The organism is Acidovorax sp. Root217 (genome assembly GCF_001428645.1).
GTDB lineage: Bacteria > Pseudomonadota > Gammaproteobacteria > Burkholderiales > Burkholderiaceae_C > Acidovorax.
In genome coordinates this window covers 405,840-423,357 of sequence record NZ_LMIH01000006.1, presented here as the reverse complement: position 1 = coordinate 423,357, position 17,518 = coordinate 405,840, and the positions used below count along the sequence as shown (strand labels likewise).

Sequence of the window (17,518 nt, the reverse complement as noted above, 5' to 3'; positions counted from 1 at the left end):
CAGGAACCTGTTCAGGCAGGTGGCGTGGGCATGCCCGAAGGTTCGGCACAGGCCAGCAGCCATTGGCGGAACTGCTGCAGGGTCTGCAGCTGGTTGCGCCCCTCGGGGTAGCAGAACCAATAACCGACTTCGCTTTGGTAGCCGCAGCCGGGCAGCGGTTCGCGCACCAGGCCGCTGGTGATCTCGTCCTGCACCAGGCAACGCGGCACCAGCGCCAGGCCCATGCCGGCCATCACCGCGCGGATCATGGACTGGAACTGGTCGAACTGCGGACCGGCCAGCGGATTGAGCCCCTGCACGCCATGCATTTCGCTCCAGCGCAGCCAGGCCTCGGGCACCGTAACGTGGCGCAGCAAGGTGTGGCGCGCCACGTCGCGCGGACTGTCGATGGCCCAGTCCGCCACGCGGGTGCGCGGCGCGATCAGCGCCACGTCCTGCCCCGTCAGGTAGTGGGCATGCGCGCCAGGCCAGTGGCCATCGCCGAAGAGGATGGCGCAGTCGAGCTCGGGCCGCTCGAAGTTGTAGCTGTGCACATAGGGAACGAAGTGCAGCGTGACCTGCGGGTGCTGCTGCTGGAACTGCGGCAGCCGCGGGATGAGCCACTTGGCAGCGAAGGTGGGCAGGCTCGACAGGTGCAGCGCGCCGCCGCCGTCGTCGCTGGTGATCAGCTCCAGCGTTGCGGCTTCGAGCTGGGCCAGCACGGCCCGCACGGCCTTTTCGTAGCGCTCCCCGGCGGGCGTGAGCGCCAGGCGCTTGCGGCTGCGCTCGAACAGCGGCACACCCACCCAGCCCTCCAGTTCCTTGACCTGCTTGCTCACTGCACTCTGAGTCAGGTGCAGGGCCTCGGCCGCGCGCGAAACGCCGCCGAACCGGGTCACGGTGGAAAAGGCACGCAGAAGGTGCAAGGGTGGGGAGAGGCGTCGAAGAGAAGACATAGTAAGTTCTCAAATCATTCCATATTGGAATGTTATCAGGCACATCCATTGCTTGGTAGTGGGCACCGGATCATTTAATCTCAAACCCCCTTCATAGGAAAACCGCACATGAAACGCCGTCACCTGCTCACCACCCTGGCTGCTGCATCTTTCATTCCTGGAATGTCCTTTGCGCAAGAAGGCAAGCCCCTGCGCATCGTCGTGCCCTTTCCACCCGGCGGCGCCACCGACATCACCGTGCGCGCCCTGCAGGAGTCGCTCACCCGCATCCTCAAGCAGCCTGTGGTGCTGGACAACCGTGCCGGCGCAGGCGGCTCGATCGGCATGGCCGAAGTGGCGCGCGCCCCGGCCGACGGCCTCACGCTGGGCGTGGCCACCCTGTCCACCCACGGTGTGAACCCCGCCGTCTACAGCAAGCTGCCCTACAACCCGCTCAAGGACTTCGTGGGCGTGACCGAGATCGTCAAGGCCCCCGGTGTGGTCGTGGTGAATCCTGCCGCGCTGCCGGTCAAGGATTTCGCCGACCTGGTGAAGTACCTCAAGGCCAACCCGGGCAAGGTGTCGTTCGCGACGCCCGGCAACGGCACCATCGGCCACATGTGGGGCGAGCTGTTCAAGAGCAGCACCGGCACCTCCATGGTGCACATCCCCTACCGTGGTGCAGGCCCGGCCATCAACGACGTGCTGGCCGGCCAGGTGGCCGTGTATTTCGACCAGGTGGCCTCGTCGCTGCCGCACATCAAGTCGGGCAAGCTCAAGGCGCTGGCGGTCTCCTGGCCCGAGCGGCTTGACGTGCTGCCGGACGTCCCCACCTATGCACAACTGGGTTTCGCCAACAACAACGATCCCTCGTGGTTCGGCCTGGTGGCCCCTGCGGGCACGCCCGCCGCTGCCGTGGACCGCATCCAGCAGGCCGTGGCCCAGGCCCTCAAGGAGCCGGCCGTGCGCGAGCGCCTGGCCGGCCAGGGCCTGTACCCCTCGGGCACCACGCCCAAGGAGTTCTCGGCCCAGCTGGTACGCGAGATCGACAAGATGAAGCGCGTGGCGGCCTACGCCAAGATCGCGCTCGACTGACACCCCGCCGGCCTCCGAGAAATGGGGTCGGCAAAGGCCACAGCCGGCGGCACTGCGGGATCCCTTTCAGGGATAACCATAGTCTCCAACCGGTCCGGGCGGCTAGGCCAGCCGCCCCTTATTGCGCACACTCTGCCTATGCATGCCGCTTTGAAACTGATCAACCGACGATTCCAGCAGGCCCAGCCCGGTGCCACCGGTTCCCCCGGCACCCCGCTGGCGCCTGCGGCAACCTTCACCTACCTGCCGGGCACCACCGCCCTGGTACTCGACTCGCCGCACAGCGGCACCCGCTACCCCGACGACTTCGGATCCGCCTGCGACCTGCCCACGCTGCGCCGCGCCGAAGACACCCATGTCGAGAAGATCTACGACTTCGCCCCCGCGCTGGGCGTGGCCTGGGTGGAAGCCCACTTTCCCCGCATCTACCTGGATGCCAACCGCGACACCACCGAGCTGGACACCACGCTGCTCGACGGTGAGTGGACCGACCCCATCTCCACCGACCCGCGCGTGCTCTCCAAGGTGCGCCTGGGCAAGGGCCTGATCTGGAAGTTCACGGACGAGGGCGAGCCCATCTACAACCGGCTGCTGGGCGTGGACGAGGTGCGGGCCCGCATCGACCGCTGCTGGTGGCCCTACCACGGTGCCGTGCAGCAGGCCATAGCCGCCGCGCACGCCCGCCACGGCTACAGCATCCACATCAACTGCCACTCCATGCCCGCCGTGGCCGCGAGCCACGCCACCGATTTCCCGGGCCTGGTGCATGCCGACTTCGTGGTCGGCGACCGCGATGGTACGACCGCCGACCCGGCCCTTTCGGCCCTGGTGTGCGAGCACCTGCGCGCCTGTGGCTACAGCGTGGAATACAACCACCCCTACAAGGGCGTGGAGCTGGTGCGCCGCTACAGCAACCCTGCCGGCCAGCGCCACAGCATCCAGCTGGAGATCAACCGCAAGCTCTACATGGACGAGACCACCCTGGCCCAGCACCCCGAGGGCATGGCGCGGCTGCGCACCGACCTGCGCGCGCTGGTGGACAAGTTGCTGGCACACGACCCGCGCGGCTGATCCGGCGCAAGCTGGCCGCAAGGCCCTGGACGCGGTGCACGCCTAGAATCCAGGGAGGCTCAGCACCAGACTGATGCCACCCAACAGGAGACACCCGCATGCGCATCCTCATTGCCGAAGACGACCAGGTGCTGGCCGATGGCCTGCTGCGCACCTTGCGCAGCTCCGGCGCCGTGGTGGACCATGTGGCCAGCGGCAGCGAGGCCGATGCCGCGCTGCTGACCAACAACGAGTTCGACCTCTTGATTCTGGACCTGGGCCTGCCGCGCATGCATGGGCTGGAAGTGCTCAAGAAGCTGCGCAGCCGCGGCTCGGCGCTGCCGGTGCTGATTCTTACTGCGGCCGACAGCGTGGAGGAGCGCGTCAAGGGCCTGGATTTCGGGGCCGACGACTACATGGCCAAGCCCTTCAGCCTGCAGGAGCTCGAAGCCCGCGTGCGCGCCCTCACACGCCGCGGCATGGGTGGCACCAGCAGCGCCATCAAGCACGGCCCGCTGGTGTACGACCAGGCGGGCCGGGTGGCCACCATCGACGGCAAGATGGTGGAGCTGTCGGCGCGCGAGCTCGGCCTGCTGGAGGTGCTGCTGCAGCGCGCCGGGCGCCTGGTCAGCAAGGAGCAGTTGGTCGAACGCCTGTGCGAGTGGGGCGAGGAAGTGAGCAACAACGCCATCGAGGTGTATATCCACCGCCTGCGCAAGAAGATCGAGCGCGGCCCGATCCGCATTGCCACGGTGCGCGGTCTGGGCTACTGTCTGGAAAAAATCCCAGGCTGACCCTTCCCTCGGCACTTGCAGCTCTTCACCCTACACCTTGAAAATCTTCCAGCGCGAGCAGCGCTCCCTGTTTGGCGAGATCCTGGACTGGATGCTCACCCCGCTGCTGCTGCTGTGGCCCGTAAGCCTGGCGCTGACCTGGCTGGTGGCCCAGGGCCTGGCCAACAAGCCCTTCGACCGCGCGCTGGAGTACAACGCCCACGCGCTGGCACAGCTGGTGGGGGTGCAGAAGGGCACGGTGCAATTCAACCTGCCCCAGCCCGCCAGCGAGATCCTGCGCGCCGACGATTCCGACGTGGTGTACTACCAGGTCAAGGGCGTGGGCGGGGAGTTCCTCTCGGGCGAGCGCGAACTGCCAGCGCCCCCCTCCGACGAAGTGCCCATGCCCGGCGAGGTGCGCCTGCGCGATGCCGAGCTGCGCGGCATCGACATCCGCGTGGCCTACATCTGGGTGCGCCTGGCCCTCAAGGACAGCCCGCTGGCCCTGGTGCAGGTGGCCGAGACCCGTGAGAAGCGCAGTGTGCTGGCCACCGAGATCATCAAGGGCGTGATGCTGCCGCAGTTCGTGATCCTGCCGCTGGCCGTGCTGCTGGTCTGGCTGGCGCTGGCGCGCGGCATTCAGCCGCTGAACCAGCTGGAGCAGCGCATCCGCGCGCGCAACCCGGACGACCTCTCGCCGCTGGACGACCGCACCGTGCCGCTGGAGGTGGCGCCGCTGGTCGCCTCGGTGAACGACCTGCTCACGCGCCTGCACGACTCGCTGGCCACGCAAAAGCGCTTCCTGGCCGACGCGGCCCACCAGCTCAAGACACCGCTGGCGGGCCTGCGCATGCAGGCCGACCTGGCGCAGCGCGAGGGAACCAGCACCGAGGAGCTCAAGCGCTCGCTGCAGCAGATCGGCCGCTCCAGCATCCGAGCCACGCACACCGTCAACCAGTTGCTGGCGCTGGCACGCGCCGAGGGCAGCGGCGTGGGTTTTGCGCGCCAGCCCTGCGACCTGGCGCGCCTGGCCATCGAGGTGGTGCGCGACTCCGTGCCGCGCGCGCTCGAAAAGCACATCGACCTGGGCTACGACGGCGCCGAGCCTGGCTCGCCCGGTGTCTGGGTGGACGGCAACCCGACTCTGCTCAAGGAGCTGGTGCGCAACCTGGTGGACAACGCGCTCAACTACACCCCGTCGACCCCCGACAGGCCCGGCGTGGTCACCGCGCGCGTGCTGGCCGACACCTTCGGCCGCGTGCTGCTGCTGCAGGTGGAAGACTCGGGCCCGGGCGTGCCCGAATCCGAGCGCGATCTGGTCTTCCAGCCCTTCTACCGGGCACTGGGCAGCGATGCGGACGGATCGGGCCTGGGCCTGCCCATTGTGCTGGAGATCGCACGCAAGCACGGGGCCGAGGTGGTGCTCGAAGATGCCCACCCCGGCATGCAGCCGCCGGGGGCGCGCTTCAGCGTGCGCTTTGCGGCCAGCGAGCACGCGCCCGCCTGAAACCAGGGCCATCGGCCCGAGGCAGCAGCCGGAAGGACTGGTTTGAGGCATCATGAAATCCCGTTCTGCCGGATGCCCCATGCCTGCTTCTCCCTCTTCGCCACCGCGCCGCTTTCGCAACACCGATGCAGGGGTCGTGATCGGCGACTTCCCCTGGTACGAGATGGCCTGGCGCTCGCTGCGTGGTGACTTCAAGCCCCGCACCGAACCCGCCGGGGGCTACGCGCGCTTCGTGAGCGACTGGACCCAGCCCGTGGACCATGCACTGCTGGCGCAAAGGCACGAGGCGCCGCTGGTCACCTGGCTGGGCCATGTCTCCATGCTGCTGCAGGTGGCGGGGCTGAACGTGCTGATCGACCCCACGCTGGCCAGCCATGCCGGTCCGCTGGGGCGCTTTGGCGCCCCGCGGCGCGTGCCGCCGCCGCTCGCGCCCGAACAGTTGCCGCGCATCGATGCCGTGCTGGTCTCGCACAACCACTACGACCACCTGTGCAGTGCCACCTTGAAGCGCCTGAGGGCAGCGGGGCAGAACCCGCGCTTCATCGTGCCCATGGGGCTCAAGGATTGGTTCGTGCGGCGCGCAATGGACAACACGACCGAACTCGACTGGTGGGAGTCCGTGGAGCTGGCGCCTGGCGTGCGCGTGCACTTCACCCCCGCCCAGCACTGGAGCCGCCGCAGCCTGAACGACACCAATGCCTCGCTCTGGGGCGGCTACCTGCTCGAGTGGAGCCGGCCCGATGCGGCAGGGCCCTGGCGCTTCCTGTTTCCGGGCGACACGGGCTACAGCGACGACTTCAAGGCCATCCGCCAGCGCATCGGTGCCGTCGATTTTCTGGCCCTGCCGATCGGCGCCTACCTGCCGCGCGACTTCATGAAGCCCATGCACGTGAACCCGGCCGACGCCGTGCAGCTGATGCTGGACGTGCAGGCGCGCCAGGCCATGGGCGTGCACTGGGGCACCTTTGCACTCACCCAGGAGGCCTTCGACCACCCGCCGCGCGACCTGGCCGCCGCCCTGGCCGAGCGCGGCGTGCCCACCGAACGCGTGTGGCTGATGCGGCACGGGGAGACGCGGGCGATCCCGCTGGAGTAGCCATCGCAGGCGTGGCACGACCGGGACATTCCTGCCAGGACTATGCTGAGTGCCAAACGTCGTTATCCACGGCGGCACCAACTCTCCAGAATGGGCCTTTCACTACCGACAAGGCCCCCGATGAAACGACGCACTCTGTTGGCCGGGGCATTCCCCATTCCATGGGCTGCAGGCCACGCATGGGCCCAATCCACGGCCGATACGCGCCCGGTGCGGCTGCTGGTTCCGTTTGCAGCGGGCGGTGCCACCGACATCACGGCACGCGCCATCGCCGGCCCGCTGTCGCAGCGGATGCAGCGGCCCATCACCGTGGAGAATCGCCCCGGCGCGGGGGGCGCCACCTGCATGACCGAGGTCGCGGCCGCCGCGCCCGATGGGCTGACACTGGGCATCGCCACGCTGTCCACGCACGGTGTCAACCCTGCGGTCTACCGCCACCTGCCCTACAACATCGACGCCTTCACGCCCATCACCGAAATCGTGAAGGCCCCCGGCGTGCTGGTGGTGCACCCCGACCTGCCGGCGCGGGATTTCGCGCAGTTCATCCGCTACGTGAAGGCGCAACCCGGCAAGGTGGCCTATGCCTCGCCCGGCAATGGCACCATCGGCCACATGTGGGGCGAGCTGCTCAAGAGCACCACCAACACCTTCATGACCCATGTGCCCTACCGGGGCGCGTCACCGGCACTGGCCGACGTGGTGAGCGGCAAGGTACCCGTTTATTTCGACCAGGTGGCCTCCTCCCTGCCGCACATCCAGGCCGGCCGGCTGAGGGCACTGGCCGTGTCGTGGAAGGAGCGGCTGGCGGTGCTGCCCACGGTGCCCACCTATGCCGAGCTGAGCCTGTTTTCCAGCAACGACCCGTCGTGGTTCGGCCTGGTGGCGCCAGCGGGCATGCCAGCCGCCATGGCCAGGCAGTGGCGCGATGCCGTGGCCGCCGTGCTGCAGGAACCCAGCGTCAAGACCCAGCTGGCGGACCAGGGTCTCTTCGGCTCCGGCAGCCTGCCCGAGGAGTTCGGCGCGCAGATCCGCAAGGAAGTCGACAAGATGCGGCGCGTGAGCCGTTTCGCGCGCATCGTGCTGGACTGAAGGCCCTGGGATGGCACAGGCGCCATCCCAAAGCTACCCTACCGCCCGCACCGACATCAACGCCATGAAGAGGTAGCCATTGTCCGTGGGCGCCCGGTACACCCCGCGCGCACCGAGCACCTGCGCGGCCACGCCCGAAAGCTCCCAGCCGTCCGTCACGTCCGCATCCCAGCGGGGCACGGTCAGCGGCAGAAAGCCCTGGACCTCGCCCCACTCGCGCACCGCAGGGATGCGGGTGCTCACCTTGGCATGGTGGCTGAAGTTCGCCCAGGCCCAGAGCCAGGTGCCGCTGGCCTTGGAGACCGAGCCGATGAACTCGATGTCCGCCACGACCCGGGGAGCCCCCTCGTGCGAGAAGGTCAGCGTGCCTTGCGCCTGGTCGTAGTCCCAGCGCTCGAAGCGCGAGACGCCGTGGTCGGATTCGAGCGCCTGCTGCTTGTGCACCAGCGCATGGTGGGCATCGACCACCGCGTCTTCCCAGGCGTGCAGTTGCGGCTCGGGCATGGCGCCAATGCTCTGGGCCATGGAGCCCTGGTAGCAGTGGTTGCACAGGATCTTGAGGTCCAGACAGCCCTCGTTGCGGTCGTTCCACTCGCCGCCTTCCTTCACCAACTCGGCATTGCAAGTGGCGCACCAGGCGTCGGGGAAGGGGTAGTCGGCCTCGGGGGCGTCGCAGAACCAGCGCTGCGCGGGGTGGCGGTGCAGGTGCCCGCAGACATAGGTGGGCGTGGCTTCTCCGTGCTCGCCACATTGGATGGAAGAGGCTTCTTCGGTCATGGGATCAGGTTCGCAAAGGAAAAAGGGAACGGCATCGAGCGCCACCGCGTGCAGAGCCTGCAGGCGCCGGCAGCTCAGCTCAGCTGCAACTGCGCAGCGCCTTGCCGGCCAGTGCGCTGCGCAGCGTGTCGAGTTGCGAGCGCAGCGCATCGGTCACGGCGGGCAGGCGCAGCGTGAAGCCGGGGGTTTCGGTGCGCTCCTGGATCACCCGGGCGGTGCGCACGCCTTTTTCGCCCAGTGACGCCAGCTCGCGCTTGGCCGCGTCCTCCGTGGTGAAACGGCCCAGTGACAGGCCGATCTCCAGCGTGCCGCCGGGGCGGTCGAAGTCGACCTTGCGGGCACGCAACTCCGCGCGCTTCTTGTCCAGGGTCTCCTGGTCTTCGAAACGGCCCATGTAGACCATCCAGCGGGCCGGCGTGGGTGTCGATTCGAGCACCCAGCTGCCCTGGGGCAGAGCGGCTGCCGCCGTGCGCACGGCTTCGGCCTGCCGTTCGTCGAGCACGCCGGCCTGCAGGCATTCGGCCGCGGTGCCCGCGGGTGGCGTGGCCTCGGACACGGGAACTGGCGGGGCGGGGTTGGTCGGCCTGGCCCGCAGGATCTGCAAGGTGTCAGGGCGCAGCTGCTGGCCCATGCGCTGGGGCTCGCCCTCCTGCACTGGCGCAAAGCCCCATTCGCGCAGATGCCCCTGCGACCAGGCGTAGTAGCCGCCATTGGCCAACAGCAGGATCAGGATGAGAAGGCGCAGCATGCAGATCCTTCTTTCATGACGGCAGCGCGGGGCTGGGCCGCACGCTGATTTCCGAACTCGTGATGGCCTGCATCCCGTTGGCCGTCTGCACCAGCAGCGCACCATCCTCGCCCACGCCGTGGGCGGTGCCGGCCTGCCCGTCGCTCATGGTGACGGCGCGGCCCTGCAGGATGTCGCGCTGCGCAAAGCGCGCCTGCATGGGGGAAAAGCCATAGCCCTCGAACGACTGCAGCATGGCCACCAGGGGCGGCACGATGCGCCGCAGCGCCTCGGGGGCAGTGAGGCCGCGTTCCACCTCCTGCAGGCTGGCCGGGGGCATGCTCATGCCATCGCCGCCCCGCGGCAGCACGTTGATGCCGATGCCCACCACCACGTAGCGGGCCGCGCTGCCCGCCGGCATGGCACTGCTGCCCTGCGCCGCCACAAAGCTGGCCGTTTCGACCAGGATGCCGCCGAGCTTGCGGTCGCCGGTGGTCCACAGGTCGTTGGGCCACTTGAGGCCGACGCGGGGGGGCTGGCCCTCGACCTCCGGCGGCAGCACCGGCTGCAGGCTCTCGGCCACGCTCACCCCCACGGCCAGCGACAGGCCCGACCAGTCGGCCGGTGCCAGGGGCAGGCCGAGCGACATCATGAGCGAGGCGCCCACATCGCTTTGCCAGACCCGGCCCAGGCGCCCGCGCCCCGCCGTCTGCTGCTCGGCCACGAGCAGGGTGGGGTCGCACAGGCCTGCGCGCGCGCGGCGCATGAGTTCGGTGTTGGTGGAGTCGATGCTGGGCAGCACCTCGACGGAAAAGCCCGGCAACTGGGGCACCACGGCTTCCCAGAGGGCTTCGGCAGGCCAGCGGATGGAAAGCGGGGTCATGGCTTTGCGCGCCGCCCGGGCTGGGAGGCCTTGTTGCCCGTGTCATCGTCGCCGCTTTTTTTGTTACTCTTTTTACGCGGGGGCGCTACAGGCTCAGCCGGCATGGGAGGGCGCCAGCCCCGCTTGGGCGCAAGCAGGGTGCCCCGGCAGTTGTCGCTGCCGCACCAGCAGGGATACTCGGCCTTGAGCTTCTTGGTGTAGGGTTCGTCGATGATCAGGCCGTAGTCGTAGTTGAGTTCCTCACCAGCGTGGATGTTGCGCAGGGCGGTGATGAAGATCCGGCCGTCCCGCTCGTCGGCATAGCAGTTGGGGTTGCAGCTGTGGTTGATCCAGCGCGAGGAGTTGCCGCCGAACTTGGCGTCGATCACGCGGTCTTCATCCACATGGAAGTAGAAGGTATGGTTGGGCTGCAGGGGATCGTGGGGGTGCCGATCCTGGGCTTCCTCCCAGCCGATGACCTCGCCCGTGTACTCGACAAGGACTTCGCCCTCTGCAATATCCTGCACGGCAAACACGCCGTTGCCGTGCACGCCCGAGCGCCGCGTCTGGATGCGGCGGCCCGGTGGGTTGGAAGGGGCGGCGGGCAATGCGGTGCGGGGCATGGCAAAAACTCTGTTAACTTGAATATGCACACATGCGCGTGCGCGTGTACGCGTGAGGCAACGAATTGTAGAAGCGACCGGCCGGATGCCGGACAGCCAGACTGGCGAGAAACCAAAAAATGACCAAGACCCTGGTAATTGCAGAAAAACCCTCAGTGGCGCAGGACATCGTGCGCGCACTGACGCCCGTGGCGGGCAAGTTCGAAAAGCACGATGACCACTTCGAGAACGACCGCTATGTAGTCACCAGCGCCGTGGGCCACCTGGTGGAGATCCAGGCACCCGAGGAATTCGACGTGAAACGCGGCAAGTGGAGCTTTGCCCACCTGCCGGTGATCCCCCCGTATTTCGACCTCAAGCCGGTGGACAAGACCAAGACCCGCCTGAACGCGGTGGTCAAGCAGGCCAAGCGCAAGGACGTGACGCAACTCATCAACGCCTGTGACGCGGGTCGCGAGGGGGAGCTGATCTTTCGCCTGATCGAGCAGTACGCCGGCGGCGCCAAGCCCCTGGGCAAGCCGGTCAAGCGGCTGTGGCTGCAGTCCATGACGCCCCAGGCGATCCGCGATGGCTTCGACGCCCTGCGCAGCGAGCAGCAGATGGCGGGCCTGGCGCATGCGGCGCGCAGCCGCAGCGAGGCCGACTGGCTGGTGGGCATCAACGGCACGCGGGCCATGACGGCCTTCAACTCGCGCGATGGCGGCTTCTTCCTGACCACCGTGGGCCGGGTGCAGACGCCCACGCTGTCGCTGGTGGTGGAGCGCGAGGAAAAGATCCGCAAGTTCGTGAGCCGCGACTACTGGGAAATCCATGCCGCCTTCCAGGCCGAGGCCGGCGAGTACCCCGCCAAGTGGTTCGACCCCAAGTGGAAGAAAAACGAGGACGTGGAGATGCGCGCCGACCGCGTCTGGTCGCAGCGCGAAGCCCAGGCCATTGCCGACGCCGTGCGCGGCCAGAAGGCCAGCGTCACCGAGGAGAGCAAGCCCACCACCCAGGCATCGCCCCTGCTGTTCGACCTGACCAGCCTGCAGCGCGAGGCCAACGGCAAATTCGGCTACTCGGCCAAGACCACGCTGGCACTGGCGCAAAGCCTGTACGAACGCCACAAGGCCCTGACCTACCCGCGTACCGACTCGCGCGCGCTGCCCGAGGACTATGTGCCCGTGGCACGCCAGACCTTCGAGATGCTGGCCGACAGCAGCATGCGCCACCTGGCACCGCATGCGCGCACGGCGCTGACCAACAACTACGTGCGCCCTTCCAAGCGCATCTTCGACAACAGCAAGGTGAGCGATCACTTTGCCATCATCCCCACGTTGCAGGCGCCGAGCGGCCTGTCCGAGGCCGAGCAAAAGCTGTACGACCTGGTGGTGCGGCGCTTCATGGCGGTGTTCTTCCCGAGTGCCGAGTACACGGTGACGACCCGCATCAGCACGGCCGTGGGCCACAGCTTCAAGACCGAGGGCAAGGTGCTGGTGCGCCCCGGCTGGCTGGCCATCTACGGCAAGGAAGCCGCCGACGAAGTGGAGGGTGGCAAGGACGGCGACAAGGGCCAGAACCTGGTGCCCGTGAAGCCCGGCGAAACGGTGCAGACCCAGCAGGTCGACCCCAAGGGCCTCAAGACCAAGCCGCCGGCGCGCTACTCCGAAGCCACGCTGCTGGGCGCCATGGAAAGCGCCGGCAAGCAGATCGATGACGAGGAACTGCGCGAGGCCATGCAGGAGAAGGGGCTGGGCACGCCTGCCACGCGCGCGGCCATCATCGAAGGCCTGCTGACCGAAAAGTACATGCTGCGCGAAGGCCGCGAGATGATCCCCACGGCCAAGGCCTTCCAGCTCATGACGCTGCTGCGCGGGCTGGAGGTGGAGGAGCTGTGCCGCGCCGACCTGACCGGCGAGTGGGAGTTCAAGCTCTCGCAGATGGAAAAGGGGCAACTGAGCCGCGAGTCCTTCATGGCCGACATCGCCGCCATGACCGAGCGCATGGTCAAGAAGGCCAAGGAGTACGACCGCGACACCATTCCCGGTGACTACGCCACGCTGACCACGCCCTGCCCCAACTGCGGCGGCGTGGTGAAGGAAAACTACCGCCGCTTCGCCTGCGTGGGCAAGCCCGGTGCCGAGCCTTGCGGCTTCAGCTTCGGCAAGTCGCCTGCGGGCCGCACCTTCGAGACCGCCGAGGCCGAGGCCCTGCTGCGCGACAAGAAGATCGGGCCGCTCGAAGGATTCCGCTCCAAGGCGGGCTGGCCCTTCACCTCCGAGATCGTCATCAAGTACGACGACGAAGCGCACAACTACAAGCTCGAGTTCGATTTCGGCGACGACAAGAACGCCGAGGAATCGGGCGAGCTGGTGGAGTTTGCCGATGCGTCCCTGGGCCCCTGCCCGATCTGCGGCGCCGGCGTGCACGAGCATGGCGCCAACTACGTATGCAGCAAGGCCGTGCCCACCGCTGCCCAGCCCACGCCGAGCTGCACCTTCAAGAGCGGCAAGATCATCCTGCAGCAGCCGGTGGAGCGCGAGCAGATGCACAAGCTGCTGGAGACCGGCAAGACCGACCTGCTTGACAAATTCGTCTCCATGCGCACGCGCCGCGCGTTCAAGGCCTTCCTGGCCTGGGACAAGGAGGCGGGCAAGGTGAACTTCGAGTTCGCGCCGAGCAAGTTCCCGCCGCGCAAGCCGGCTGCCGGCGCCTTTGCCGGCAAGACGGCCGGAGCGGCCGCCAAGGCCCCGGCCAAGGCAGCTGCAGCGAAGAAGGCCCCTGCCAAGAAGGCCGCAGCCACCAAGACCGCCGCCGCCAAGGCGCCGCGCAAGGCCGCCGCCGGCGCCGCCCCCAGCGCCGCCCTGGCCGCCGTGATCGGCAGCGAGCCGGTGGCCCGGCCCGAGGCCGTGAAGAAGCTCTGGGAGTACATCAAGGCGAACAACCTGCAGGACCCCAAGGACAAGCGCACCATCGTCGCCGACGACAAGCTGCGGGCGGTGTTCGGCAAGGACAGTGCAGGCATGTTCGAGCTGGCCGGCATTCTGGGCCAGCACCTGGGCTGACGCAGCAGCATGCGCAGCGCCCGCGAACGTACCGCCTGGACCATCGCCGTGGTGCTGCTGGTGGCTGGCGCCGCCGTGGCCTGGTGGAAAGCCGACCAATGGCTGCCCCAGGCCGGGCCGTGGGTCGAAAAGACGTGGGGCAGGCTGATGCGCCCCGGAGAAGACTCCCTGCCGCCGGAAAAGAAGAACGCGCAAGGCACTGCCGCGGGCGCGCGAGGCGCTGCATCGGCGCCCGCACCCCAGCTGCGCAAGTGCGTCCAGGAGGGGCGCACGGTCTACACCGACCAGCCTTGCGCGCCCGGCGGCCAGGAGCACAAGGTGAATGGCGAAGTCACATCCTTCCCACGCTCACCGTGAGGACCGGCCCGTCAGACCACGCGGCGTTCGGTCACCAGAAAGGCCGTGATCTCCGCCAGGAAGGTCCTGGCATGGGCCATGGTGCGCTGTCCCTCAGGTGACGCAAACGCAGCCGTCAGTACCTCTGGGCTTTCGAACCACAGCTCCACGATGCCGTCAATGGGCAGATCGCCATAGCCGCAGGGCTGGCCCTTCACGCGCTCGCGTTCGGTCACCACGTTCTGGCGGTAGCCACTCACGCCGGGCATGGTGCGCACCAGGCCGGCGTGCACGCGCCATTCGCGCCTGAAATCGTCCTCGGAGATATCGGCGCGGCGGCGCAGGGTGGAGATGCGCTTGAGCAGCCGCGCGCGGGCCGCCGGGTCGGCGGGCAGGGCGATGACCTCGGTCTGCTCGGTGGTCACAATGTGCAGGCCCGAGAGGAAATGCTGTTCGTCCGCTACCAGCTCGGCGGCCAGGTTGCCTTGCCCGAAGGCAGCCTCTGCGCGCCGCTCCCCGTCGAGCCACAGCTGCGAGAAGCCGTCGAAATCCCACGGACCGCGCGCGTAGTCGATGCCGCGCTGCAGCCGGTCGGTCACCAGGTTTTGCCAATAGGCCTGCAAGCCGGGGACGCGCGCCGCCAGTGCGCCGTGGTGGTCACGCCAGTAGGCATCGAAGCGCTCGATGCTCCAGTCGGGCTGCTTCCTGATCAGGCCCATCCTCACACGGCTCGGGATGTGGTGGCTGCTCATCGTGTCTCCTTGTGGTTGTCACTGGTGAAGGACGTACCGTCCGCCTGATCGGCACGCGCACGCGCCAGGCCCGGAGCCCGCTTGGCCAGCCAGACACCGTGGCGCACGGGCCAGCGCTCGTAGCCTGGGTCGGCCCCCAGGGCGGCTGCGGCGTGGTGGGGCCAGTAGGGGTCGAGCAACGCCTCGCGGCCCAGGGCAATGAGATCGGCCTGGCCGCGGTCGAGGATGTCCTCGGCCTGCGCGGCATCGACGATCATGCCCACGGCCTGGGTCTTGACCTGGGCCTCGGCCCGGATGCGGGCGGAAAACGGCACCTGGAAGCCCAGGCCGCGTGGCACGGGCAGGGCGCGCGTCTCCTCGGTCAGGCCGCCGGAGGAGCAGTCGATCACATCGACGCCGCACTGCGCGAGTTCACGCGCCAGCACGATCGAATCCTCCACGTCCCAGCCGCCCTCGCGGCTGCCGTCCACGACCGAGAGGCGGGCGAACAGCGGCTTGTGGGCAGGCCACACGGCACGCACCCGGCGCGCGATGGTGAGGGCCAGGCGCATGCGCCCCTGCAAACTGCCGCCCCATTCGTCGCCGCGGTGGTTGGAATGGGGCGAGAGAAAGCTGGCCACCAGGTAGCCATGGCCGAAGTGCAGTTCGACCACGTCCATCCCGGCCTGGTCGGCACGCAGCGCAGCATCGGCAAAACGCTGCACGATGTCTTCGATGCCAGCCGCATCGAGCACCATGGGTGCAGACCAGCCGGGCCCGGCAGGCAAGGCGCTCGGGCCCAGGCGCTGCCAGGGCTCCGCATCGGCGGCCATCTGCGCGTCGCCCAGTGCCGCGCCGCCCTCCCACAGCGGCTGGCTCCCGGATTTGCGGCCGGCGTGCGCCAGCTGCACGCCGATGGCACTGCCGTTGGCGTGCACGAAATCCACCACGGGCTTGAGTGCGTCAATGTGGCTGTCTTTCCACAGCCCGAGGTCAGCGGTGCCGATGCGCCCACGCGGGTCCACGGCCGTGCTTTCCGTGAGGATGAGGCCCGCGCCGCCCAGGGCGAACTTGCCCAGGTGCACCAGGTGCCAGGGCGTCGCGTGCCCGCCTTCTGCGGCGTGCTGGCACATGGGCGAGATGACGGTGCGGTTGCGCAGGGTGAGCCCGCGCAGGGCCAGGGGCTGGAACAGCAGGGGAGGTTGTGAATAGGTCATGGTCAGAGAGAAGATTCAGGGCACGGCAGGCGCCACGGCCACGTGCCGGCGCGTGCCCAGCCAGGTACCACCCATCACGGCGGCAAATCCCACGAGATGCCACAGCGTGAGCTGCTCGCCCAGCAGCAGGGCGGCAAAAAGCACGCCGAACACCGGCACCCAGTAGAGGAAGACGGCGGTGCGCGCCACGCCGATGGAGGCGATGGCCTGGTTCCACACCACGTTGCACAGCGCCGTGGCGAAAATGCCCGAGAACAGCACCAGCGCCCATGGCCACCAACCCGGGAACAGCGTGGCCACCGTCACGGCCGATGGCCCCAGCGCCAGGTGCACCACCAGCAATGCGGTGCCGATGCAGTAGGTGAGCCAGCACAGGGTGAGCGGGTGGATCTGGCGCGCGAGGCGCTGCACCATGGCACCGCCGGCGGCGAAGCTCACCACCGAGCAGATGATGAGCAGGTCGCCCACGCCCGCGCTGGACAGCCCCGAGCCCGGGTAGCTGAGCACCACCGCCGCCACGCCGGCAAAGCCCAGCAGCACGCCGCAGCCGCGCTGTAGCGTGAGCGGCTCGCGGAACGCCAGCGCCGCCAGCAGGGCCGAGGCCAGGGGACTCAGCGCCATCACCAGCGCCGCATTGGTCGCCGTGGAGCGCTGCAGGCCCTGGGCGAACAGCACCTGGTTGGCGTACACCATGAACACCGCGCACAGTCCCATCGCCGCCCACTGGCGCCCGGTGAAGCGCATGCGCGCGCAGCGCTTGGCCACGACGATGGCGGTGAGCGCGATGCAGGCCACCAGCATGCGCACACAGGCCAGCATGGTGGGCTCGAACCAGGCGGTCAGCCACTTCACGGACGTGAGGTTCAGGCCCCACACAGCCATCGCACCGATCAGGACGGCCTGCACGGCCAGCGTTTGGCGGTCATTCATGTCCAGAGCTCCTGCAAGCGCCAACAGGGCGGCATCACCCGTGCGACCGACGGGCGGGCCATGGATTGCGACCGCACGGTTGCCGCGCGGTCAGGGTGGGGCGCTCAGCCTTCCAGCGACTTCCACATCTGCACATCCCGCTCGGCCGTCCAGATGCGCGGGTCCGGGTACTGCGTGGCTTCGTCATAGGCCCGCGTCACGTCGAACGGCATGCAGTGGTTGAAGATCACCCAGTTGCCGTACTTGGGCTGCAATTTGGCGAACGTAGCCTCGTACACCTTGCGCAGGTCTTCGCCCTTGGCAGCGCTGGCCTTGACGCTCTCGTACAGGTCGCTGATGAAAGCGCGCGTGCCCGCCAAGCCTTCCTGCACCTGCGCCGGGGTCTGCAGCGCGGCGCCGCGTCCGGGCACCAGCTTCTCGGGCTTCAGCGCCGCCAGGTTGTCCAGGGTCTGTGGCCAGTCCTTGAAGTAGGCATCGCCCGCATACGGCGTGGCACCGAATTCCACCAGGTCGCCCGAGAACAGGATCTTTTCCGCCGGCAGCCAGGCCACGGTGTCACCCTTGGTGTGGCCCCGGCCCAGCTGCAGGATCTGCACTTCCAGCTTTCCGAGCCACAGGGTCATCTTCTTGTTGAAGGTCATGGTCGGCCAGGTCAGGCCTTCGGGCACGCTTTCCACGTTCTGGAACAGGCGCGGGAAGCGGCCGATCTCGCTGTCCTTGTCGAACTGGCCGCGCTCGACGATCAAA

Annotated in this window: 17 protein-coding genes; 8 read left to right on the top strand and 9 right to left on the bottom strand. The window is 68.2% G+C overall.

Features of this window, described 5'->3' with window-relative positions:
• Positions 1–11: 11 nt before the first annotated feature.
• Positions 12–935 carry a LysR substrate-binding domain-containing protein gene (locus ASE31_RS05985; RefSeq protein ID WP_057200602.1) on the bottom strand — a complete coding sequence of 308 codons (924 nt, stop codon included), beginning with the start codon at positions 933–935 and terminating at the stop codon, positions 12–14.
• A 108-nt stretch (positions 936–1,043) separates the two neighbouring features.
• Between ASE31_RS05985 and ASE31_RS05980 the strand changes: the two genes are divergently transcribed.
• The 6 genes from ASE31_RS05980 to ASE31_RS05955 all read left to right on the top strand — a co-directional run bounded on the left by ASE31_RS05980 (position 1,044) and on the right by ASE31_RS05955 (position 7,524).
• Positions 1,044–2,009 (top strand): tripartite tricarboxylate transporter substrate binding protein BugE, encoded by a 966-nt coding sequence (locus ASE31_RS05980; protein WP_057200601.1) that lies wholly within the window; start codon positions 1,044–1,046, stop codon positions 2,007–2,009.
• Positions 2,010–2,147: 138 nt separating this feature from the next.
• The gene (locus ASE31_RS05975) at positions 2,148–3,080 is read left to right on the top strand and encodes an N-formylglutamate amidohydrolase (protein WP_057200600.1); all 933 of its coding nucleotides are present in this window, start codon (positions 2,148–2,150) and stop codon (positions 3,078–3,080) included.
• A gap of 98 nt (positions 3,081–3,178) precedes the next feature.
• Entirely contained in the window at positions 3,179–3,853 is a 675-nt protein-coding gene (locus ASE31_RS05970; RefSeq protein WP_007860685.1) for a response regulator transcription factor, read from the top strand.
• Positions 3,854–3,890: 37 nt separating this feature from the next.
• The gene (locus ASE31_RS05965; protein ID WP_057200599.1) at positions 3,891–5,339 is read left to right on the top strand and encodes a sensor histidine kinase; all 1,449 of its coding nucleotides are present in this window, start codon (positions 3,891–3,893) and stop codon (positions 5,337–5,339) included.
• A 79-nt stretch (positions 5,340–5,418) separates the two neighbouring features.
• On the top strand, positions 5,419–6,435 hold the full coding sequence (locus ASE31_RS05960) for an MBL fold metallo-hydrolase (RefSeq protein WP_057200598.1): 1,017 nt from the start codon (positions 5,419–5,421) through the stop codon (positions 6,433–6,435).
• Between the two features lie 120 nt (positions 6,436–6,555).
• A complete protein-coding gene (locus tag ASE31_RS05955) occupies positions 6,556–7,524 on the top strand; it encodes a tripartite tricarboxylate transporter substrate-binding protein (protein ID WP_057200597.1) in 969 nt (322 codons plus the stop codon).
• 33 nt (positions 7,525–7,557) lie between these two features.
• Here ASE31_RS05955 and ASE31_RS05950 read toward each other — a convergent pair whose 3' ends face one another.
• From ASE31_RS05950 to ASE31_RS05935, 4 genes are all read right to left on the bottom strand, one after another.
• Entirely contained in the window at positions 7,558–8,301 is a 744-nt protein-coding gene (locus ASE31_RS05950) for a DUF6882 domain-containing protein (protein WP_057200596.1), read from the bottom strand.
• Positions 8,302–8,380: 79 nt separating this feature from the next.
• The gene (locus tag ASE31_RS05945; RefSeq protein ID WP_057200595.1) at positions 8,381–9,049 is read right to left on the bottom strand and encodes a hypothetical protein; all 669 of its coding nucleotides are present in this window, start codon (positions 9,047–9,049) and stop codon (positions 8,381–8,383) included.
• A 13-nt stretch (positions 9,050–9,062) separates the two neighbouring features.
• A complete protein-coding gene (locus ASE31_RS05940) occupies positions 9,063–9,911 on the bottom strand; it encodes a biotin--[acetyl-CoA-carboxylase] ligase (RefSeq protein WP_057200594.1) in 849 nt (282 codons plus the stop codon).
• On the bottom strand, positions 9,908–10,513 hold the full coding sequence (locus ASE31_RS05935) for an SET domain-containing protein (protein ID WP_057200593.1): 606 nt from the start codon (positions 10,511–10,513) through the stop codon (positions 9,908–9,910). The genes ASE31_RS05940 and ASE31_RS05935 overlap by 4 nt, the downstream gene beginning before the upstream one ends.
• A 119-nt stretch (positions 10,514–10,632) precedes the next feature.
• Here ASE31_RS05935 and ASE31_RS05930 point away from each other — a divergent pair, with 119 nt between their 5' ends.
• Positions 10,633–13,557: a DNA topoisomerase III gene (locus tag ASE31_RS05930; RefSeq protein WP_057200592.1), complete on the top strand. Its 2,925-nt coding sequence runs from the start codon at positions 10,633–10,635 to the stop codon at positions 13,555–13,557.
• A 9-nt stretch (positions 13,558–13,566) separates the two neighbouring features.
• Positions 13,567–13,914: a hypothetical protein gene (locus tag ASE31_RS05925; RefSeq protein ID WP_057200591.1), complete on the top strand. Its 348-nt coding sequence runs from the start codon at positions 13,567–13,569 to the stop codon at positions 13,912–13,914.
• 11 nt (positions 13,915–13,925) lie between these two features.
• Here the strand turns inward: ASE31_RS05925 and ASE31_RS05920 are convergent, their stop codons facing one another.
• From ASE31_RS05920 to ASE31_RS05905, 4 genes are all read right to left on the bottom strand, one after another.
• Positions 13,926–14,645: an EthD family reductase gene (locus ASE31_RS05920; protein ID WP_057200590.1), complete on the bottom strand. Its 720-nt coding sequence runs from the start codon at positions 14,643–14,645 to the stop codon at positions 13,926–13,928.
• Positions 14,642–15,841: an NADH:flavin oxidoreductase/NADH oxidase gene (locus ASE31_RS05915; protein WP_057200589.1), complete on the bottom strand. Its 1,200-nt coding sequence runs from the start codon at positions 15,839–15,841 to the stop codon at positions 14,642–14,644. The genes ASE31_RS05920 and ASE31_RS05915 overlap by 4 nt, the downstream gene beginning before the upstream one ends.
• A 15-nt stretch (positions 15,842–15,856) precedes the next feature.
• On the bottom strand, positions 15,857–16,771 hold the full coding sequence (locus ASE31_RS05910) for a DMT family transporter (RefSeq protein WP_235514279.1): 915 nt from the start codon (positions 16,769–16,771) through the stop codon (positions 15,857–15,859).
• Between the two features lie 104 nt (positions 16,772–16,875).
• Positions 16,876–17,518, bottom strand: a 643-nt coding sequence (locus ASE31_RS05905) for an MBL fold metallo-hydrolase (RefSeq protein ID WP_235514278.1), incomplete at its 5' end; no start/stop codon positions are given.

Excerpts from the sequence above, each read along its gene's own strand:
- ASE31_RS05930 (WP_057200592.1), top strand. The coding sequence starts at position 10,633 with ATGACCAAGACCCTGGTAATTGCAGAAAAACCCTCAGTGGCGCAGGAC.
- ASE31_RS05940 (WP_057200594.1), bottom strand. The coding sequence starts at position 9,911 with ATGACCCCGCTTTCCATCCGCTGGCCTGCCGAAGCCCTCTGGGAAGCC.
- ASE31_RS05960 (WP_057200598.1), top strand. The coding sequence starts at position 5,419 with ATGCCTGCTTCTCCCTCTTCGCCACCGCGCCGCTTTCGCAACACCGAT.
- ASE31_RS05955 (WP_057200597.1), top strand. The coding sequence starts at position 6,556 with ATGAAACGACGCACTCTGTTGGCCGGGGCATTCCCCATTCCATGGGCT.
- ASE31_RS05915 (WP_057200589.1), bottom strand. The coding sequence starts at position 15,841 with ATGACCTATTCACAACCTCCCCTGCTGTTCCAGCCCCTGGCCCTGCGC.
- ASE31_RS05925 (WP_057200591.1), top strand. The coding sequence starts at position 13,567 with ATGCGCAGCGCCCGCGAACGTACCGCCTGGACCATCGCCGTGGTGCTG.
- ASE31_RS05970 (WP_007860685.1), top strand. The coding sequence starts at position 3,179 with ATGCGCATCCTCATTGCCGAAGACGACCAGGTGCTGGCCGATGGCCTG.
- ASE31_RS05975 (WP_057200600.1), top strand. The coding sequence starts at position 2,148 with ATGCATGCCGCTTTGAAACTGATCAACCGACGATTCCAGCAGGCCCAG.
- ASE31_RS05950 (WP_057200596.1), bottom strand. The coding sequence starts at position 8,301 with ATGACCGAAGAAGCCTCTTCCATCCAATGTGGCGAGCACGGAGAAGCC.
- ASE31_RS05910 (WP_235514279.1), bottom strand. The coding sequence starts at position 16,771 with ATGAATGACCGCCAAACGCTGGCCGTGCAGGCCGTCCTGATCGGTGCG.
- ASE31_RS05945 (WP_057200595.1), bottom strand. The coding sequence starts at position 9,049 with ATGCTGCGCCTTCTCATCCTGATCCTGCTGTTGGCCAATGGCGGCTAC.
- ASE31_RS05980 (WP_057200601.1), top strand. The coding sequence starts at position 1,044 with ATGAAACGCCGTCACCTGCTCACCACCCTGGCTGCTGCATCTTTCATT.
- ASE31_RS05985 (WP_057200602.1), bottom strand. The coding sequence starts at position 935 with ATGTCTTCTCTTCGACGCCTCTCCCCACCCTTGCACCTTCTGCGTGCC.
- ASE31_RS05935 (WP_057200593.1), bottom strand. The coding sequence starts at position 10,513 with ATGCCCCGCACCGCATTGCCCGCCGCCCCTTCCAACCCACCGGGCCGC.
- ASE31_RS05920 (WP_057200590.1), bottom strand. The coding sequence starts at position 14,645 with ATGAGCAGCCACCACATCCCGAGCCGTGTGAGGATGGGCCTGATCAGG.